Here is a 16153-nt window from a genome sequence, read left to right as displayed (position 1 = left end):
CATAGGGGCGAACAAGACAGGATGAGCACAGGCAGATCCCTACGTCCTGGTTTTAGCACTGCACAACGTATCTGTCCGGCATGAACGCCGTCAGAAGTTACCTTGGCAACACCTTGATTCGATGGAAGCCTGTATTTCCCTGAGTGGTCTCTCTCGATACCAACAGGGCGGTAACTTATGTTTATGCAGGAGCCTCGCCATAACGAGATCGTTAAATGAGGCGTGATTATTAGCGAAGAGAGATAATTCACCAAGCGTATAATTCATATGGTTTATTAATGGTTGAGAAAAACCGCTACGAGGCGCATGGGCCAACGAGCCAGCATGATCGCATTAGCCCGCTCGCGAGTTAAAAAGCCGTTTATCGCCGCGCACAGTTTATGAGTGGGGGGATTCCTTCTCCGTCGGCAGGCATTGCAAATGGCCGTGGCGCACGCCGCGCTGGGCGATAACATCATCGGCAAAATGCTGAACGTCGCCCATGTCCCCCTTCAGCACGGCAATTTCCAGACAATCGTCATGATTAATATGCACATGCAGAGTGGCGACGGAGAGATCGTGATGGTGATGCTGGGTGGAGACTAAACGGCTGGCGAGATCGCGCTTTTCATGCTCGTAAACATAGGAGAGCACTGCGAAGCCCTGGATACCGTGCTCCTGAGTGGTTTCCTCGACCAGCGCGCCGCGCAGAATATCGCGGATCGCTTCGGAACGGTTGTTGTAGCCGCGGCGCTGGCTGAGGTTATCCAGCGTGTCGAGTAAATCGTCGTCGAGAGTAATGGTAATACGTTGCATCTGGCTTAAACCTTATTTCTGCGCACGGGAAAGGCGGGAAGTACCGCATTTTGTAACACGCGACCGGCGTCAGAGGAAAAAGTTAATGCGTCGCCCACGGCCTGTGTCTCAACGATTTGCCCCTCATCCATCACCATCACCCGCTGACAAAAGCGCTCTACCAGGCGTAAATCGTGGGTGATAAACAGGCAGGCGGTGCCGAATTGTTGCTGGAGATTTTTGAGCAGACGAATAACGCCCGCCTGGATCACCAGGTCGAGGTTAGAAACCGCCTCATCAAGGATCAGTAACTTCGGTTCTACCGCCAGCGCCCGCGCCAGGCAGACGCGCTGCAGCTGTCCGCCGCTCAGCTGCGGGGGGCGCTTATCCAGCACGCTATCGTCGAGATCCACTGCCTTGAGCATTGCGCTGGCACGGGCCAGCTGCTCCGCTTTGGTCAACGACAGCAGATGACGCATAGGTTCACGCAAAATCTCGCGTACGGTTTTACGCGGATTGACCGCGCTGATGGCGTCCTGAAACACCATCTGAATATCCCGCCGGAACGCCTTTTGCTTAGCGCGATTGAGCCGGCAGAGCGGTTCTCCCCGCCAGCAGACGCTGCCCTGAGTGGGCGATTCCAGGCCAACGAGCAGGCGCGCCAGGGTGCTTTTCCCGCAGCCGCTGCGTCCCAGCAGGGCCACGGTTTCGCCGCTTTTCAGCGCCAAAGAGACCTCTTTTAGTACCTTTAAATCGGTATATTGATGGCTAATCGCGGATACGCTCAGTAATGTCATCAGGCCAGCTCCAGACCATAGAGGGCGAGATGCGCCGCCACCAGACCGCGGGTGACGCTGTGCTGCGGGGCGCGAAACAGAGAGTCAACATCGCCCTGTTCTACAATGCAGCCGTTATCCATCACCGCCACATCGTCCGCCAGCCGCGCCACGACGCCCATATCATGCGTCACCAGCAGCATCCCGGGTCCGCGGTTTTGCATAATATTTACCAGCAGATCGAGAATGCGCGCCTGGGCCACCGCGTCGAGATCGGTGGTGGGTTCGTCGGCAACGATAAACGGCGCATCGCACAGCAGCGCCATGGCAATCATCATCCGCTGCAGCATGCCGCCGCTCATCTCAAATGGGTATAACTTCAGCACGCGCGGCGCGTTCTCCAGTCCGACGGCCTCCAGCGCTGCAATAAGCGTGGCGTCGTCTGCTGCTTTACCCAATGCCCGGCAGGTTTCCCGCGCGTGATCGGCCATTGTCCGCAGCGGATTAAAAGCGCTGCGCGGGTTCTGCATAATGGTGGCGATTTTGCTGCCGCGCAGCGCGCAGGGAGAAACCGGCTTGCCGTCGGCAAGAATGGTTCCCGCTGTTTGCCGCACGCCGGGAGGCAAAATGCCCAGCGCTGCGGCACAGGTCAGCGATTTGCCACTGCCGCTGCCGCCAACCAGCGCCAGCACGCGCCCACGTTTGATCGTCAATGAAACGCCGTGCACCAGCGCACGCTCAGCCTGTAAGACGATGTTTTGCAGTTCAATGTGTTGCGGCATCAGTGGGCGTGCTCCGCGATCAGGTGGGGATCCAGGCGATCGCGCAGCGCGTCGCCCACCATGTTGAAGGCCATGACGGTGATAAACAGCGCCAGCCCCGGCCAGAACATTTGCAGCGGCTGGGTCCAGATATACTGGCGGGCGTCATTAATCATCACTCCCCATTCGGCGGTGGGCGCGGTGACGCCGAGGCCGAGAAACGACATCCCGGCGACGTGCAGCATCATATGCCCGATATCCAGGGTCGCCAGCACCAGCAGCGAGGGGAGCACCGCACCGGCAAGATGGTCGATAAATACCCGAATATGGCCCGCGCCGGAAAGCCGCGCGGCGAGCACAAACTCGCGCTGGCGCAGGGAGATCGTCAGGCTGCGCACCATCCGCGCATACCACGCCCAGTGCGACAGGGCGATGGCGATAATCACGTTGGTCAGCCCGGTTCCCAGTACCCCTACCATAAAGAAAGAGAGGATTGAGGTCGGGAAGGTCATAAACATATCCGCGACGCGCATGGTGGCCTGATCGACGCGGCCGCCGATAAGCCCGGCGCTGCCGCCGACGATGAGCCCCAGCGCCAGCACCAGCAGTAGGCAGGCCATTACCGAGCCAAGCGATACGCGGGTCGCCGCCAGCAGGCGCGAGAAGATATCGCGCCCCAGATGATCGGTGCCGAGCCAATGCTGGCCGCCGGGCGGCAGCAGGCGCGAAGGCAGATCGATGGCCTGCGGATCGTACGGCAACCACCACTGGCTGGTGAGGGCAACGATCGCCAGCAGGGCGATGATGAGCAAAGATATGCGGACTGACCCGCGTGAAGAGAAGAAAAAGTTCACGAGCGCGCTCCTTCATGGCGGCGAATGCGCGGGTCCAGCGCGGCGTTCAGTAGATCAACCATCAGGTTACAAACCACAAAAACGATCACCATCATCAGGGTAAAACACTGAATGACCGGGTAGTCGCGGTTAAAAATCGCCGAGACGGCGTAGCGGCCCACGCCGGGCCAGGCAAAGATATTCTCGATAATCATCGTGCCGCCAATCAGCTCGCCGATATGCATTCCCACGGCGGTAATCATCGGCAGCGAGGCGTTGCGCAGAATATGGCGACGCTCGGTTTGCTTAGCGTTCAGGCCGCGCAGTCTGGCCCAGGTTACGTGACGCTGCCCGGCGACTTCCAGCATGCTGGCGCGCAGCAGACGGGCGTTGATCGCCAGCGACATAAAGGCAATCGACACCGCCGGCAGAATGATGTGCCGCCAGCCGCCATAGCCCATCGCCGGTAGCCATTGCAGATAAACCGAAAAGAACATTACCAGCAGGAAAGCCAGCCAGAAGTTGGGCATAGACACGCCGAGAAAGGCGATGATCCGCACAATAAAATCCGGCAGGCGGTCGCGGTGGCGCGCCGCCCAGATGCCGAGCGGCACGGAGGTGAGGAGGATCAGCACCAGCGCGGCACCGGCTAGCTGCAGGGTGGCGGGCAGAAAGCTCAGCATGTCATCCAGCACCGGACGCTGGGTGGCGAACGAAACGCCAAAATCCAGCTGCAGCGCCCGCCACAGCCAGCTGCCGTACTGGATGATAAGCGGTTGATCCAGCCCCAGCATCGCGCGGGTCGAGGCTACCATCTCCGGCGTCGGCGGCAGGTTCGACAGGCGCAAATAGTCGAGCGCCGGGTCGCCGGTGCCCAGGCGGAGCATCAAAAAAATAATCACCGAAGCGGCGAAGATCATCGGTATCAGCAGCGCGACCCGCCGCAGCGCGTAGCGTAACATCAGGGTTTCACCGGCTTAATCTGTTCAAACGGAATTTCAGACGCGATCGGCGCATAGGGGATCGCGCCCAACTCCGGCCTGGCGACCACCATCATCGAGACGTAGCTGATGGGCAGGTAGACGGCATCGTTGTGCAGACGCGTCAGAATGTCGCGATACAGCGCCTGACGCTGCGTTTCATCGCGGGTTTCCAGCACCTCGCCAATCTCTTTATCAATAACCGGTTTGTCGGCTAAACCCTGCTGCGCCTGAAAATCGGCGTGCGATGGCACGCGCATTGAACTCATAAAGGCGTGCGGATCGTACGGCGCGCCCCAGGTGCGGTTGAAAATCATGCCGAAGCGACCATCGCGCTGACGGGCATAAATACTGCTTTCTTCCTCGCCGGCCAGCGCCACGTCGACGCCAACCTGGCGCATATCGGCCTGAATGATTTCGGCCATCGATTTGCTCAGCGCGTCGGTGCCGATAAACGACAGCTCAACGCGCAGCGGCTGGCCGTTTTTCTCGCGAATATCTTTCCCTGCAGGCAGTACCCAGCCCGCTTTTTCCAGCAACATCTTCGCCTGCTGCGGATCGTAGCGACGCGGCTTCAGGCCAATATCGGCATAGGGCACGGTGGGGGCGAACAGCGTATCGGCAACCTGCTGGGTGCCGTACAGGGCGTTATCAATCAGCGATTTTTTATTCACCGCATGGTTCAGCGCTTCACGCACCGAGAGCTCGTTGGTGGGGGCTTTGGCGGAGTTCAGCGCCAGCATCACCGTTTCTATCGGCTGGGAAAGCTGGGTGCGGTAGGCCGGGTTGTGGCTGAAGCGGGCAAAGGTGTCGAGCGGCAGCAGCCCTTCGTTGCCGTAGAGCAGATCAATATCGCCGGTTTCAAACGCCACCGCGCGGGTGGTCGGGTCCGGGATCACCTTGACGGTAATCTTTTGAATGTGCGGCTTTTCACCCCAGTAGCGGTCGTTACGCACCAGCACGTCATACTGATTGAGTTTTGATTCCTTCAGTACCCACGGACCGGTGCCCATCGGCGCTTTAATGCCGCGCAGGGTCTCATTGTCTTTGAACTGCGACGGAGCGATAAAGCGGAAAGGACGCGGCAGCGACAGCTCCTGTAAGAACGGGTAATAGGCGCTTTTCAGGGTGATTTGCAGATGGCTTTTGTCGAGCGCTTTGACATCGACGATCTGATTGACCAGCTCCAGCCAGGCGTGGCGCTGGCGGTTATCGAGCACCACGCGAAAGTTCTCCGCCGCCGCAACGGCGTCAAACGCTTCGCCGTTGGAGAATGTTACGTCATCGCGCAGGGTGAAGGTCCAGACTTTGCCGTCCTCCGAGTGCCTCCAGCTTGTGGCCAGCCAGGGCTTCACCGAGCCATCCGCCTGATACTTCACCAGCGGTTCATACACCATGCTTTGGGCGTACATCTGATTGGGCGTGTAGAGGTGCGGGTTGAGCGGCCCCACGTTGACCGGCCATGCGGTGGTGATGTCATTCGGCGCGGCGCGGGCCAGCAAAGGAACGCAGGCGAGTAGCGCCAGCAGCGTGGTGCGGATAATAGACAAGGCTTTTTCTCAGCGACAGGAAAGTATGACGATTTTAATGATTCATCATACTTTCGGCGTAAGCTGGATCAATATAGCGCCTGAAAGTATAAGAAAACGATATCGCTCTTTTGGCTGTATGGGATGGCGAACCAGCCTGCAGCCCGGCTAAACGCAGCGCAAGCCGGGTAAAACAGGCCCATCAGGGCGTTCTGAACAGATCCAACAGCGTGGCGACCTGCTCATCAATAGGCGTTAAATCACGCTTCACGATCAGGTGCAGCGGCGTTGCCCGCCGCGCGCCGTGTCCCAGCGGCAGCGCTTTCAGCACCCCTTGTTGAAGCTGTGGGCGAATACGCTCTTCCGGCAGCCAGCCAAACCCAACCTGATACAGCACCGCATCGATGGCGGCATCAATAGTGGAAAACGTCCACGCGTCGCGGGCGGACTGCGGGTCGTTGCCGCGATCGGCGATGCGCACCAGCGGCCAGGGAGCCAGCGCGTTATCATCCAGCGGCCCTTCGAGGGCGGATAGCGGGTGATCGCGATGGGCGACGGCGACAAAATCAATATTCATCAGCCATTCGCCGCGGCCGGTAATATCCTGACGACGGGTCAGCACCATCACATCCGCCTCGCTGCGGGCCGGAAGCTCTTCCTCAACGTTTTCCAGCACTTCGGTCAGCCTGACCTGAGTTTGCGGGTAGCGCTGCTGAAACTGGCGCAGAATGGCGAACAGCCGTTCGCGTGGGAAAATGCTGTCGACCACCAGATCCAGCCGGGTCCGGGCGCCGTCACGCAGGGTAGCGGCATGGGTTTCGACGTAAGCGAAGGCCTGCAGCAGCGGCTTAACCTGACCGAGCAGCAGCTCGCCTGCCGGGGTCAGCACCGCGCGGCGTCCCGATGGCGTGAGCAGCGTGACGCCGAGGCGCTCCTGCAATAGGGCGAGATTATAGCTCACCGACGACTGGCTGCGGTGGGTCTCGTCCGCCGCCTTCGCGAAGCTACCCAGCTCGACCACTTTCTCCAGCAGCGCCCATTGTTCCAGCGTAGTCTTGTGCATAATCTATCTAAAAAGTGAATGAGTTTAATCCAAACATAGCGTTATTCATCCATTTTTTAAAGCAGTATGCTTGTTCTCAACAAATAGAGGAGAACAGATTATGAGCACATTCGACAAACATGACCTGAGCGGTTTTATCGGCAAACATCTGGTTTATACCTACGATAATGGCTGGAACTACGAAATTTACGTTAAAAATGGCACCACCCTGGATTATCGCATTCACAGCGGTATCGTCGCGAATCGTTGGGTGAAAGATCAGCACGCTTACATCGTTCGCGTCGGCGAAAGCATCTACAAAATTTCCTGGACCGAACCGACCGGCACCGACGTGAGCCTGATCGTTAACCTCGGCGACAAACTGTTTCACGGCACCATCTTTTTCCCGCGTTGGGTAATGAATAATCCGGAGAAAACCGTCTGCTTCCAGAACGATCATATCCCGCTGATGGTCTCTTATCGTGAAGCTGGCCCGGCGTATCCGACAGAAGTGATTGATGAGTTCGCCACCATCACTTTTGTGCGCGATTGCGGCGCGGATAACGACGAAGTGATTAATTGCCCGGCTAACGAATTACCTGACAATTTTCCTGGCAACCTGTAATCATTTTGAAATAGTTTCGTGATTCGCCTGGATTTTTTATATTCCCTGAACGATGTTTAAAGATAGATTTATTAGAATCTGGTTGAGCATCCGTTTACTTTTCGCCAATGCGTTCCCGCTATTTCTCCGTCCGGCGGGAACGCTATAGCACCTTTTTTTACGATAAATCCCACTCTATCTAAATGATTTTTAACAGAATCATTATGCATATCTAATTAATATTAATTTCTTAATATTATCCTAAGCAAAGCTGACTAAATTTAATAACATCTGAATACAAAATAATGAAATGCGCCATCGGGCTGATTTCGCGTTCATTTTCATTTTGTTTAGGTCAGCAGGTGCAGGATATTTCTTATCGACCCCGTTTTTCGGCGGGTCATTGACAGAACAGGAACATGATGAGCGATTTTTTGCCGTTTTCGCGCCCGTCGATGGGCGACGCAGAGCTGGCTGCGCTGCGTGAAGTTTTGCAATCGGGCTGGATCACTACCGGACCGAAAAATCAGGCGCTGGAAGAGGCGTTCTGCACGTTAACCGGCAACCGCCACGCCATCGCCGTCAGTTCGGCGACCGGCGGCATGCACGTCACGCTGATGGCGCTGGGTATCGGTGCGGGCGATGAAGTGATCACCCCTTCCCAGACCTGGGTCTCCACGCTGAACATGATCTGCCTGCTCGGCGCGACCCCGGTGATGATCGATGTCGATCCCGACAATCTAATGATTACCCCCGAAGCGGTTGAAACGGCAATCACCCCGCGAACCAAAGCAATTATCCCTGTGCACTATGCGGGCGCGCCGGCGGATATCGACGCCATTCGCGCGATTGGCGAGCGTCACGCTATTCCGGTGATTGAAGATGCCGCCCACGCGGCGGGGACGTACTACAAAGGCCGCCACGTCGGCTGGCGCGGTACCGCCATTTTCTCATTCCATGCGATCAAAAATATGACCTGCGCCGAAGGCGGGCTGGTGGTGACCGACGATGACGAGCTGGCCGCGCGTATTCGCAGCCTGAAGTTCCACGGCCTCGGCGTCGATGCTTATGACCGCCAGACCCTGGGCCGCGCTCCGCAGGCGGAGGTGATTTCGCCGGGCTTTAAATACAATCTCGCGGATATCAACGCCGCGCTGGCGCTGGTGCAGCTAGACAAGCTCGCCCACGCCAATCAGCGTCGCGCCGCCATCGCGCAACGCTATCTGCGAGAGCTAGCGGATACGCCCTTCAGGCCGCTGGTGGCGCCGTCGTGGGAGCATCAGCACGCCTGGCACCTGTTTATTATCCGCGTTGACGAAGCCGCCTGCGGCATCAGCCGCGATGCCCTGATGGAAAAACTGAAGGCCATGGGCATTGGCACCGGCCTGCACTTCCGCGCGGCGCATACGCAAAAGTATTACCGCGAGCGTTTCCCTGAAGTTTCATTACCGCATACGGAATGGAACAGCGCGCGCATTTGTTCCATCCCGTTGTTCCCGGATATGACCGATGACGATGTCACTCGGGTCATTTCCGCACTGCACCAGCTGTCAGGACGTTGATATGTTTAGCTATCCTCCCGTGAAAAAGGTCTCGGTCGTCATTCCTGTCTATAACGAGCAGGAGAGCCTGCCGGAGCTTATCCGCCGTACAGATACCGCCTGCGCGACGCTCGGTCGGCAGTATGAAATTCTGCTGGTCGACGATGGCAGCAGCGATGACTCGGCGCGGATGCTCACCGAAGCCGCCGAGGCCGAAGGCAGCCACGTGGTGGCGGTATTGTTGAACCGCAACTACGGCCAGCACTCGGCGATTATGGCGGGCTTCAGCCACGTTACCGGCGACCTGATCATTACCCTTGACGCCGACCTGCAAAACCCGCCGGAAGAGATCCCGCGCCTGGTCGAGAAGGCCGACGAGGGCTACGACGTGGTCGGTACCGTGCGCCAGAACCGTCAGGACACCTTCTTCCGTAAAAGCGCCTCGAAGATGATCAACCGCCTGATCCAGCGCACCACCGGTAAAGCGATGGGCGACTATGGCTGCATGCTGCGCGCCTATCGCCGCCATATCATCGACGCGATGCTTAACTGCCATGAGCGCAGTACCTTTATCCCGATTCTGGCAAACACTTTTGCCCGCCGGGCGGTTGAGATCCCGGTGATGCACGCCGAGCGCGAATTCGGCGACTCCAAATACAGCTTTATGCGCCTGATTAACCTGATGTACGACCTGGTGACCTGCCTGACCACCACGCCGCTGCGCCTGCTGAGCCTGTTCGGCAGCGCTATCGCCCTGCTGGGCTTTGCCTTCGGCCTGATGCTGGTGGTGCTGCGTCTGGTGTTTGGTCCCCAGTGGGCGGCAGAAGGGGTGTTCATGCTGTTCGCGGTGCTGTTCATGTTTATCGGCGCCCAGTTCGTCGGGATGGGCCTGCTCGGGGAGTATATCGGCCGCATCTATAACGATGTCCGCGCCCGCCCCCGCTACTTTATTCAACGTGTTGTTCGCCAGCCGGAAACGGCATCTCAAGAGGAAGATCGTTCATGAAAGCCGTAGTCTTCGCTTATCACGATATGGGTTGTGCAGGTATTCAGTCTCTGCTGGACGCCGGTTATGACATCGCCGCTATTTTTACCCATCCGGATAACCCTGGCGAAAACCATTTCTTTGGCTCCGTGGCGCGTATCGCCGCTGAGCAAGGCATCCCGGTATGGGCGCCGGAAGATGTGAATCATCCGCTGTGGATCGAACGTATCCGCGAGATAAAACCGGACGTGCTGTTCTCGTTCTATTATCGCAACCTGCTGTGCGATGACATTTTGAATATTGCGCCGCAGGGGGCTTTTAACCTGCATGGTTCACTGCTGCCGAAATACCGCGGCCGCGCGCCGCTGAACTGGGTGCTGGTGAACGGCGAAAGCGAAACCGGCGTGACGCTGCACCGTATGGTTAACCGCGCCGATGCCGGCAATATCGTGGCGCAGAAAAGCGTAGCGATTGGCGCGGATGACGCGGCGCTGGCGCTGCACCGTAAACTCTGCGCCGCAGCGTCGGATCTGCTGGCTCAGGCGCTGCCCGCCATCCGCGACGGTAAAACCGAAGAGCGCGTCCAGGATGAAAGCCAGGCGACTTACGTCGGTCGCCGTACGCCGGAAGACGGTCGCCTCGACTGGGAACGTTCGGCCCAGACGCTGCACAACCTCGTCCGCGCGGTTTCCGATCCGTGGCCGGGCGCGTTCGGCTACGCCGGCGCAAACAAGTTTATCGTCTGGAAATCACGCGTGCGCCACGATCTGGCCGCCGCCAAAGCGGGGACGGTGCTCTCCGTTGCGCCGCTGGTCGTCGCCTGTCAGGAAGGGGCGTTAGAAATCGTTACCGGGCAGACCGAGCGCGGCGTTTATATGCAGGGTACCCAGCTGGCGCAGGCGCTGGGCCTGGTTGCCGGCGCGGTGCTGAGCAGCAAACCGGTGGTGGCGATTAAGCGCCGCACCCGCGTGCTGATCCTCGGGGTGAACGGCTTTATCGGTAACCACCTGACCGAGCGTCTGTTGCAGGACGACAACTACGAGATTTACGGCCTGGATATTGGCTCCGACGCCATCAGCCGCTTCCTCGACAACCCGCGCTTCCACTTTGTTGAAGGCGATATCAGCATCCACTCCGAGTGGATCGAGTACCACATTAAGAAGTGCGACGTGGTCCTGCCGCTGGTGGCGATTGCCACGCCAATCGAATATACCCGCAACCCGCTGCGCGTGTTTGAGCTGGATTTTGAAGAGAACCTGAAGATTATCCGCGACTGCGTGAAATACGATAAACGCATCATCTTCCCGTCGACGTCGGAAGTGTACGGCATGTGTACCGACAACAACTTCGATGAAGACACCTCCAACCTGGTGGTCGGGCCGATTAACAAACAGCGCTGGATTTACTCGGTCTCCAAGCAGCTGCTGGACCGCGTGATCTGGGCCTACGGCGATAAGAACGGCCTGAAGTTTACCCTGTTCCGGCCGTTTAACTGGATGGGGCCGCGCCTCGATAACCTCAACGCCGCGCGCATCGGCAGCTCTCGCGCCATCACCCAGCTGATCCTCAATCTGGTCGAAGGTTCGCCGATCAAGCTGATTGAGGGCGGTAAGCAGAAGCGCTGCTTTACCGATATCAGCGACGGTATCGAAGCGCTGTTCCGCATCATTGAGAACAAGGACGGCCGCTGCGACGGGCAAATCATCAACATCGGCAACCCGGATAACGAAGCGAGTATCAAAGAGCTGGCGGAAATGCTGCTGGCCTGCTTTGAACGCCATCCGCTGCGCGACCGCTTCCCGCCTTTCGCCGGATTCCGCGAAGTGGAAAGTAGCGATTACTACGGTAAAGGCTACCAGGATGTTGAACACCGTAAGCCGAGCATTCGCAACGCGAAGCGCTGCCTGAACTGGGTGCCGACGGTGGAAATGGAAGAGACCGTGGAACATACCCTGGACTTCTTCCTGCGCACGGTTGAACTGACGGACAGCGGCAAATCATGAAACAGGTCGGCTTACGCATCGATGTCGATACCTTTCGCGGTACGCGGGACGGGGTCCCGCGACTGCTGGCTCTGCTAAGCCAGCACGGGATTCAGGCAAGCTTCTTTTTCAGCGTCGGGCCGGACAACATGGGGCGTCATATCTGGCGCCTGGTAAAGCCGAAGTTTCTGTGGAAGATGCTGCGCTCAAAGGCCGCGTCGCTGTACGGCTGGGATATCCTGCTGGCCGGCACCGCCTGGCCAGGGCGCAGGATCGGCGCGCGGAATGAAGAGGTTATCCGCGCCGCCGCGCAGGAGCATGAAGTTGGCCTGCACGCCTGGGATCACTATAGCTGGCAGGCGTGGAGCGGCGTCTGGCCGCAGGAAAGGCTGACGCTGGAGGTTGAACGCGGGCTGCTGGAGCTGGAGCGGATTATCGGTCGCCCGGTAACCTGTTCCGCCGTTGCCGGCTGGCGCGCCGATCAGCGGGTGATCAAAGCCAAAGAGGCTTTCGATTTCCTCTATAACAGCGACTGCCGGGGGACCGGGCCTTTTCTGCCGCAGCTGGGGAACGGCGCGCCGGGGACCGTGCAGATCCCGGTGACCTTACCGACCTGGGATGAAGCGGTGGGAAACGCGGTGGATATTGCGGGCTTCAACCGCTATCTGCTGGACTGCATCCACCGCGACGCGGGGACGCCGGTCTATACCATCCATGCTGAAGTGGAGGGCATTGCTTTCGCGGATCAGTTTGATGAACTGCTGACCATGGCCGCACAGGAAGAGATCCAGTTTTGCCCGCTAAGCCAGCTGCTGCCCGCCGATTTTAGCGCGCTGCCGCGAGGGAAGGTGGTTCGTGGTGAACTGGCCGGCCGGGAAGGCTGGCTTGGACGTGAACAATTACTCAATTCGGGTGTTTGATGAAAAGCATTCGCTACGGCGCCTCTCTGGTCGCCCTTTTTGTCCTCTATTATATACTGCCGCTCAACTTCCGCCTGCTCTGGCAGCCTGATGAAACCCGCTACGCGGAGATCAGCCGCGAAATGCTGGCGACCGGCGACTGGGTGGTGCCGCATTTCCTCGGGCTACGCTACTTTGAAAAACCGATTGCCGGCTACTGGATCAACAGCATCGGCCAGTGGCTATTCGGCCACAATAATTTCGCCGTCCGCTTTGGGGTGGTATTTTCGATTACCGTTACCGCGCTGCTGGTTGCCTGGCTGGCGTGGCGTCTTTTCCGCGATAAACGCGTCGCGATTCTGTCGCCGGTTATCTTCCTGACCGCGCTGCTGGTCTACGGTATCGGCACCTACGCGGTGCTCGACCCGATGATCACCATGTGGATGGCGCTGGCGATGTGCAGCTTCTGGGGCGCGACGCAGGCTCAAAGCCACGGCGGTAAAATTTTCGGCTATGTTTTACTCGGCGTGGCCTGCGGGATGGGAGTGATGACCAAAGGCTTCCTTGCGCTGGCGGTGCCGGTGGTCGGAGTGCTGCCGTGGGTGATTGCGCGTAAGCGCTGGCGCGAAGTGCTGACTTACGGCTGGCTGGCGGTGGGCGTCTGCGCGCTGGTGGTGCTGCCGTGGGGGCTCGCCATCGCCAAACGCGAGCCGGATTTCTGGCGCTACTTCTTCTGGGTGGAGCATATCCAGCGTTTCGCGGAAAAAGATGCCCAGCATAAAGCGCCGTTCTGGTACTACATTCCGTTCCTGATTGCCGGCAGCCTGCCGTGGCTGGCGCTGCTGCCGGGGGCGCTCAAGCGCGGCTGGACCGAGCGCGATGAGGCGCGCGGTGCGCTCTATTTGCTCGGATGGGTGGCGATGCCGCTGCTGTTCTTCAGCATTGCTAAGGGTAAGCTCCCGACCTACATCCTGCCCTGTTTTGCTCCTCTGTCGATTCTGATGGCGCGCTACGCGCTGGATGCGGCGAAGGCGGGGGTGAAAGCGCTGAAAATTAACGGCGCGATCAACCTGGCCTTTGGCCTGATTGGCCTGGTCGCCGTGCTGGTGGTTTCGCCGTGGGGCTTTATGCACAAGCCGGTATGGAGCCACATTGAGCTGTATAAGTGCCTGCTGGCGGCGCTGATATTTGGCTGGTGGGCGCTGATGGGCTGGCTGGCGATGAAGGATAACGGCCGCCGCTGGACCCTCGCCGCCTGCTGCCCGCTCGGGCTGGCGCTGCTGGTGGGCTTCGCTATCCCGGATCGGGTGATCGACAGCAAGCAGCCGCAGTTTCTGGTGGATATCGTCAGCGAATCGCTGACGCCGAGCCGCTACGTGTTGACCAATAACGTCGGTATCGCCGGCGGGCTGTCGTGGGAGCTCAAGCGCAGCGATATCATTCTGTTCGACAAGCAGGGCGAGCTGAAGTACGGTCTCTCCTGGCCGGACGCGCAGCACCAGTTTGTCGATCAGGCGCATTTTGCTGACTGGCTGGCGACGCACCGCCAGCAGGGACCCGTCTCGCTGGTTCTGCTGATGGACAAAGGAGAAAGTATGGCTGATTTAGCGCTACCGAAACCGGACAGCTTCTACGAGCTGGGGCGCGTGGTGTTTATCCAGTACCTGCCGCAATGAGCGTGTGGATCTGTCTGGTTTTCGCCAGCCTGCTGAGCTGCGCCGGACAGCTGTGCCAGAAACAGGCCACCCGCCCGTCCAAATCCGGGCGGCGCGGGCGCCATATCCTCGGCTGGCTGGGTTTAGCGCTGCTCGCTCTCGGCTGCAGTATGCTGCTGTGGCTTAGCGTGCTGCAGTCAATCCCGGTCAGTATCGCCTACCCTATGCTGAGCCTGAACTTTGTCTGGGTGACGCTGGCGGCGTGGGGGATCTGGCGCGAGCCGGTCGCGCGCCGCCACTGGCTTGGCGTGGGGCTGATCGTCGTCGGGATTGTTATTCTGGGGAGCCGTATCTGATGGGCTTAATCTGGGCGTTATTCAGCGTCGGCCTGGCGAGCGGCGCGCAGCTGCTGCTGCGCAGCGCGATGGTCGAACTCCCGCCGCTGACAGAGATATTCACCTTCCTCAACCATCTGCTGCATCTGCGGGCGGGCACGTTTGGCCTGACGTTCGGGCTTATGGGTTACCTGCTATCGATGGTCTGCTGGTACTTCGCCCTGCATCAACTGCCGCTGGCGAAAGCCTACGCGCTGCTGAGCCTGAGCTATATCCTGGTCTGGGCCGCCGCCATCTGGCTCCCCGGCTGGCATGAGCCTTTCCACTGGCAATCGCTGCTGGGCGTGCTGCTGATTGTCGCCGGGGTGCTGACGATCTTCTGGCCGGTGAAGCGGCAGGGCTAGCCCGGTAGCCTGCTTTTGGGGCGTCCGGGCCCGAGCAGGATGGCTAATTTACTGCCGCCCTTGGTGGTCTCCATCCATATTTTACATACGCTGGTTAACGGTACCGACAGCAGCATTCCCACTGGGCCAAGCAGCCATCCCCAGACCAGCAACGAGAGGAAAACCACCAGCGTAGACATGCCCAGCCGATGGCCCATCATGCGGGGTTCGAGAATATTGCCGATGATCATGTGCACGACTAAAAAGAGCGCGCCGACCATCAGACACTCATAATAACCGTTAAAAAGTAACGCCTGGACCATAGGCGGAACGGCGGAAATCACCGAGCCAATGTTAGGCACATAGTTCAGCAGAAAAGCCAGCACGCCCCACATCAGCGCAAACTGAACCCCCATCAGCATCAGCCCTAACCAGACAATCACCCCAGTCCACAGGCTAAGCAGCGTTTTCAGCGCCAGATAATGCGAAACGCCTTTTAAGGCCCGGTGCAGACCGGCGATGTGGATCTGCGGGTTGTTGAGGGCAAAGCGGAGTTTATAAGGCACATGACGGACTTCAAAAAGCATAAACACCACCGTCATCACCAGCAGAACGACGCTGGCCATAGCGCCAGAGAGCCCGGTCATCAAGGTGGTCGTGAACGTCATCAGCTTGTCAGAGTCTATGCGTTGCAGCATACGCTCCGGGGACATGTGAATATGCAAAAACGGCAGCGCCTCCTGCAGCCGCAGGACTTTTGCCGTCAGCTCTTTATTATATTTTGGCAGCATGGCGACAAATTCGTTAACCGATGCGGCCAGTACGCCAATTAACGCGGTGAGCACGATCAGCATCACCACCACCACGATAGTAATGGCTGCCGGGCGACGCACGCCGCGGCGAATAAACCAGGTGACCAGAGGGTTGAGGACAATGGCGAAGAACAGCGCCAGTAATAGCTGCACGATGATATCTGCCGCGGCATGGATCCCGGCGAGGATCACCACCAGTGACGCCAGTTTAAGCAGAATATGCATACCCGTTTTATCGGGCTGAGGGGTTGTCATTCACGGT

16 protein-coding genes and 1 riboswitch are annotated in these 16153 nt (G+C 58.7%); of the genes, 8 read left to right on the top strand and 8 right to left on the bottom strand.

All coding sequences use genetic code 11. From position 1 onward, the window contains the following. Positions 1 to 30: 30 nt before the first annotated feature. Positions 31 to 214: riboswitch (M-box (ykoK) riboswitch) on the bottom strand. A 164-nt stretch (positions 215 to 378) separates the two neighbouring features. From nikR to KOSB73_RS29065, 7 genes are all read right to left on the bottom strand, one after another. Then, entirely contained in the window at positions 379 to 795 is a 417-nt protein-coding gene (gene nikR, locus KOSB73_RS29095; protein ID WP_049087054.1) for a nickel-responsive transcriptional regulator NikR, read from the bottom strand. 5 nt (positions 796 to 800) lie between these two features. Continuing rightward, entirely contained in the window at positions 801 to 1571 is a 771-nt protein-coding gene (gene nikE / locus KOSB73_RS29090; protein ID WP_004134753.1) for a nickel import ATP-binding protein NikE, read from the bottom strand. After that, complete coding sequence (gene nikD, locus KOSB73_RS29085) at positions 1571 to 2332, bottom strand: nickel import ATP-binding protein NikD (RefSeq protein ID WP_024359803.1); 762 nt, start codon at positions 2330 to 2332, stop codon at positions 1571 to 1573. Before nikD ends, nikE begins: the two co-directional genes overlap by 1 nt. Further along, positions 2332 to 3165 carry a nickel ABC transporter permease subunit NikC gene (gene nikC / locus KOSB73_RS29080; protein WP_004134761.1) on the bottom strand — a complete coding sequence of 278 codons (834 nt, stop codon included), beginning with the start codon at positions 3163 to 3165 and terminating at the stop codon, positions 2332 to 2334. Before nikC ends, nikD begins: the two co-directional genes overlap by 1 nt. After that, positions 3162 to 4106: a nickel ABC transporter permease subunit NikB gene (gene nikB, locus KOSB73_RS29075; RefSeq protein ID WP_004134764.1), complete on the bottom strand. Its 945-nt coding sequence runs from the start codon at positions 4104 to 4106 to the stop codon at positions 3162 to 3164. The genes nikC and nikB overlap by 4 nt, the downstream gene beginning before the upstream one ends. Continuing rightward, positions 4106 to 5674, bottom strand: a complete 1569-nt coding sequence (nikA, locus tag KOSB73_RS29070; RefSeq protein ID WP_049087056.1) for a nickel ABC transporter substrate-binding protein — start codon at positions 5672 to 5674, stop codon at positions 4106 to 4108. Before nikA ends, nikB begins: the two co-directional genes overlap by 1 nt. 181 nt (positions 5675 to 5855) lie before the next feature. Continuing rightward, positions 5856 to 6716, bottom strand: coding sequence for a LysR family transcriptional regulator (locus KOSB73_RS29065; protein ID WP_024359805.1), 861 nt, complete (start codon positions 6714 to 6716; stop codon positions 5856 to 5858). 97 nt (positions 6717 to 6813) lie between these two features. Here KOSB73_RS29065 and KOSB73_RS29060 point away from each other — a divergent pair, with 97 nt between their 5' ends. From KOSB73_RS29060 to arnF, 8 genes are all read left to right on the top strand, one after another. Then, positions 6814 to 7320, top strand: coding sequence for a phenolic acid decarboxylase (locus tag KOSB73_RS29060; RefSeq protein ID WP_024359806.1), 507 nt, complete (start codon positions 6814 to 6816; stop codon positions 7318 to 7320). A 401-nt stretch (positions 7321 to 7721) separates the two neighbouring features. Continuing rightward, positions 7722 to 8861, top strand: coding sequence for a UDP-4-amino-4-deoxy-L-arabinose aminotransferase (gene arnB / locus KOSB73_RS29055; protein WP_098141378.1), 1140 nt, complete (start codon positions 7722 to 7724; stop codon positions 8859 to 8861). Position 8862: 1 nt separating this feature from the next. After that, positions 8863 to 9846: an undecaprenyl-phosphate 4-deoxy-4-formamido-L-arabinose transferase gene (gene arnC / locus KOSB73_RS29050; protein WP_004134773.1), complete on the top strand. Its 984-nt coding sequence runs from the start codon at positions 8863 to 8865 to the stop codon at positions 9844 to 9846. Then, entirely contained in the window at positions 9843 to 11828 is a 1986-nt protein-coding gene (gene arnA, locus KOSB73_RS29045) for a bifunctional UDP-4-amino-4-deoxy-L-arabinose formyltransferase/UDP-glucuronic acid oxidase ArnA (RefSeq protein WP_004134775.1), read from the top strand. Before arnC ends, arnA begins: the two co-directional genes overlap by 4 nt. Further along, positions 11825 to 12727: a 4-deoxy-4-formamido-L-arabinose-phosphoundecaprenol deformylase gene (gene arnD, locus KOSB73_RS29040; protein ID WP_024359808.1), complete on the top strand. Its 903-nt coding sequence runs from the start codon at positions 11825 to 11827 to the stop codon at positions 12725 to 12727. The genes arnA and arnD overlap by 4 nt, the downstream gene beginning before the upstream one ends. Further along, on the top strand, positions 12727 to 14382 hold the full coding sequence (gene arnT, locus KOSB73_RS29035; protein ID WP_004134779.1) for a lipid IV(A) 4-amino-4-deoxy-L-arabinosyltransferase: 1656 nt from the start codon (positions 12727 to 12729) through the stop codon (positions 14380 to 14382). The genes arnD and arnT overlap by 1 nt, the downstream gene beginning before the upstream one ends. After that, positions 14379 to 14717, top strand: coding sequence for a 4-amino-4-deoxy-L-arabinose-phosphoundecaprenol flippase subunit ArnE (arnE, locus tag KOSB73_RS29030; protein WP_004134781.1), 339 nt, complete (start codon positions 14379 to 14381; stop codon positions 14715 to 14717). The genes arnT and arnE overlap by 4 nt, the downstream gene beginning before the upstream one ends. Continuing rightward, the gene (gene arnF, locus KOSB73_RS29025; RefSeq protein WP_004134783.1) at positions 14717 to 15100 is read left to right on the top strand and encodes a 4-amino-4-deoxy-L-arabinose-phosphoundecaprenol flippase subunit ArnF; all 384 of its coding nucleotides are present in this window, start codon (positions 14717 to 14719) and stop codon (positions 15098 to 15100) included. Before arnE ends, arnF begins: the two co-directional genes overlap by 1 nt. On the opposite strand, the gene KOSB73_RS29020 is transcribed toward arnF, so the two are convergent. Continuing rightward, positions 15097 to 16146 carry an AI-2E family transporter gene (locus KOSB73_RS29020; RefSeq protein WP_004134785.1) on the bottom strand — a complete coding sequence of 350 codons (1050 nt, stop codon included), beginning with the start codon at positions 16144 to 16146 and terminating at the stop codon, positions 15097 to 15099. The genes arnF and KOSB73_RS29020 overlap by 4 nt on opposite strands. Between the last annotated feature and the right edge of the window lie 7 nt (positions 16147 to 16153).

The sequence above is a fragment of the Klebsiella grimontii genome (assembly GCF_900200035.1).
GTDB classification, from domain to species: Bacteria; Pseudomonadota; Gammaproteobacteria; order Enterobacterales; family Enterobacteriaceae; genus Klebsiella; species Klebsiella grimontii.
This window is presented reverse-complemented; position numbering and strand designations above follow the sequence as displayed.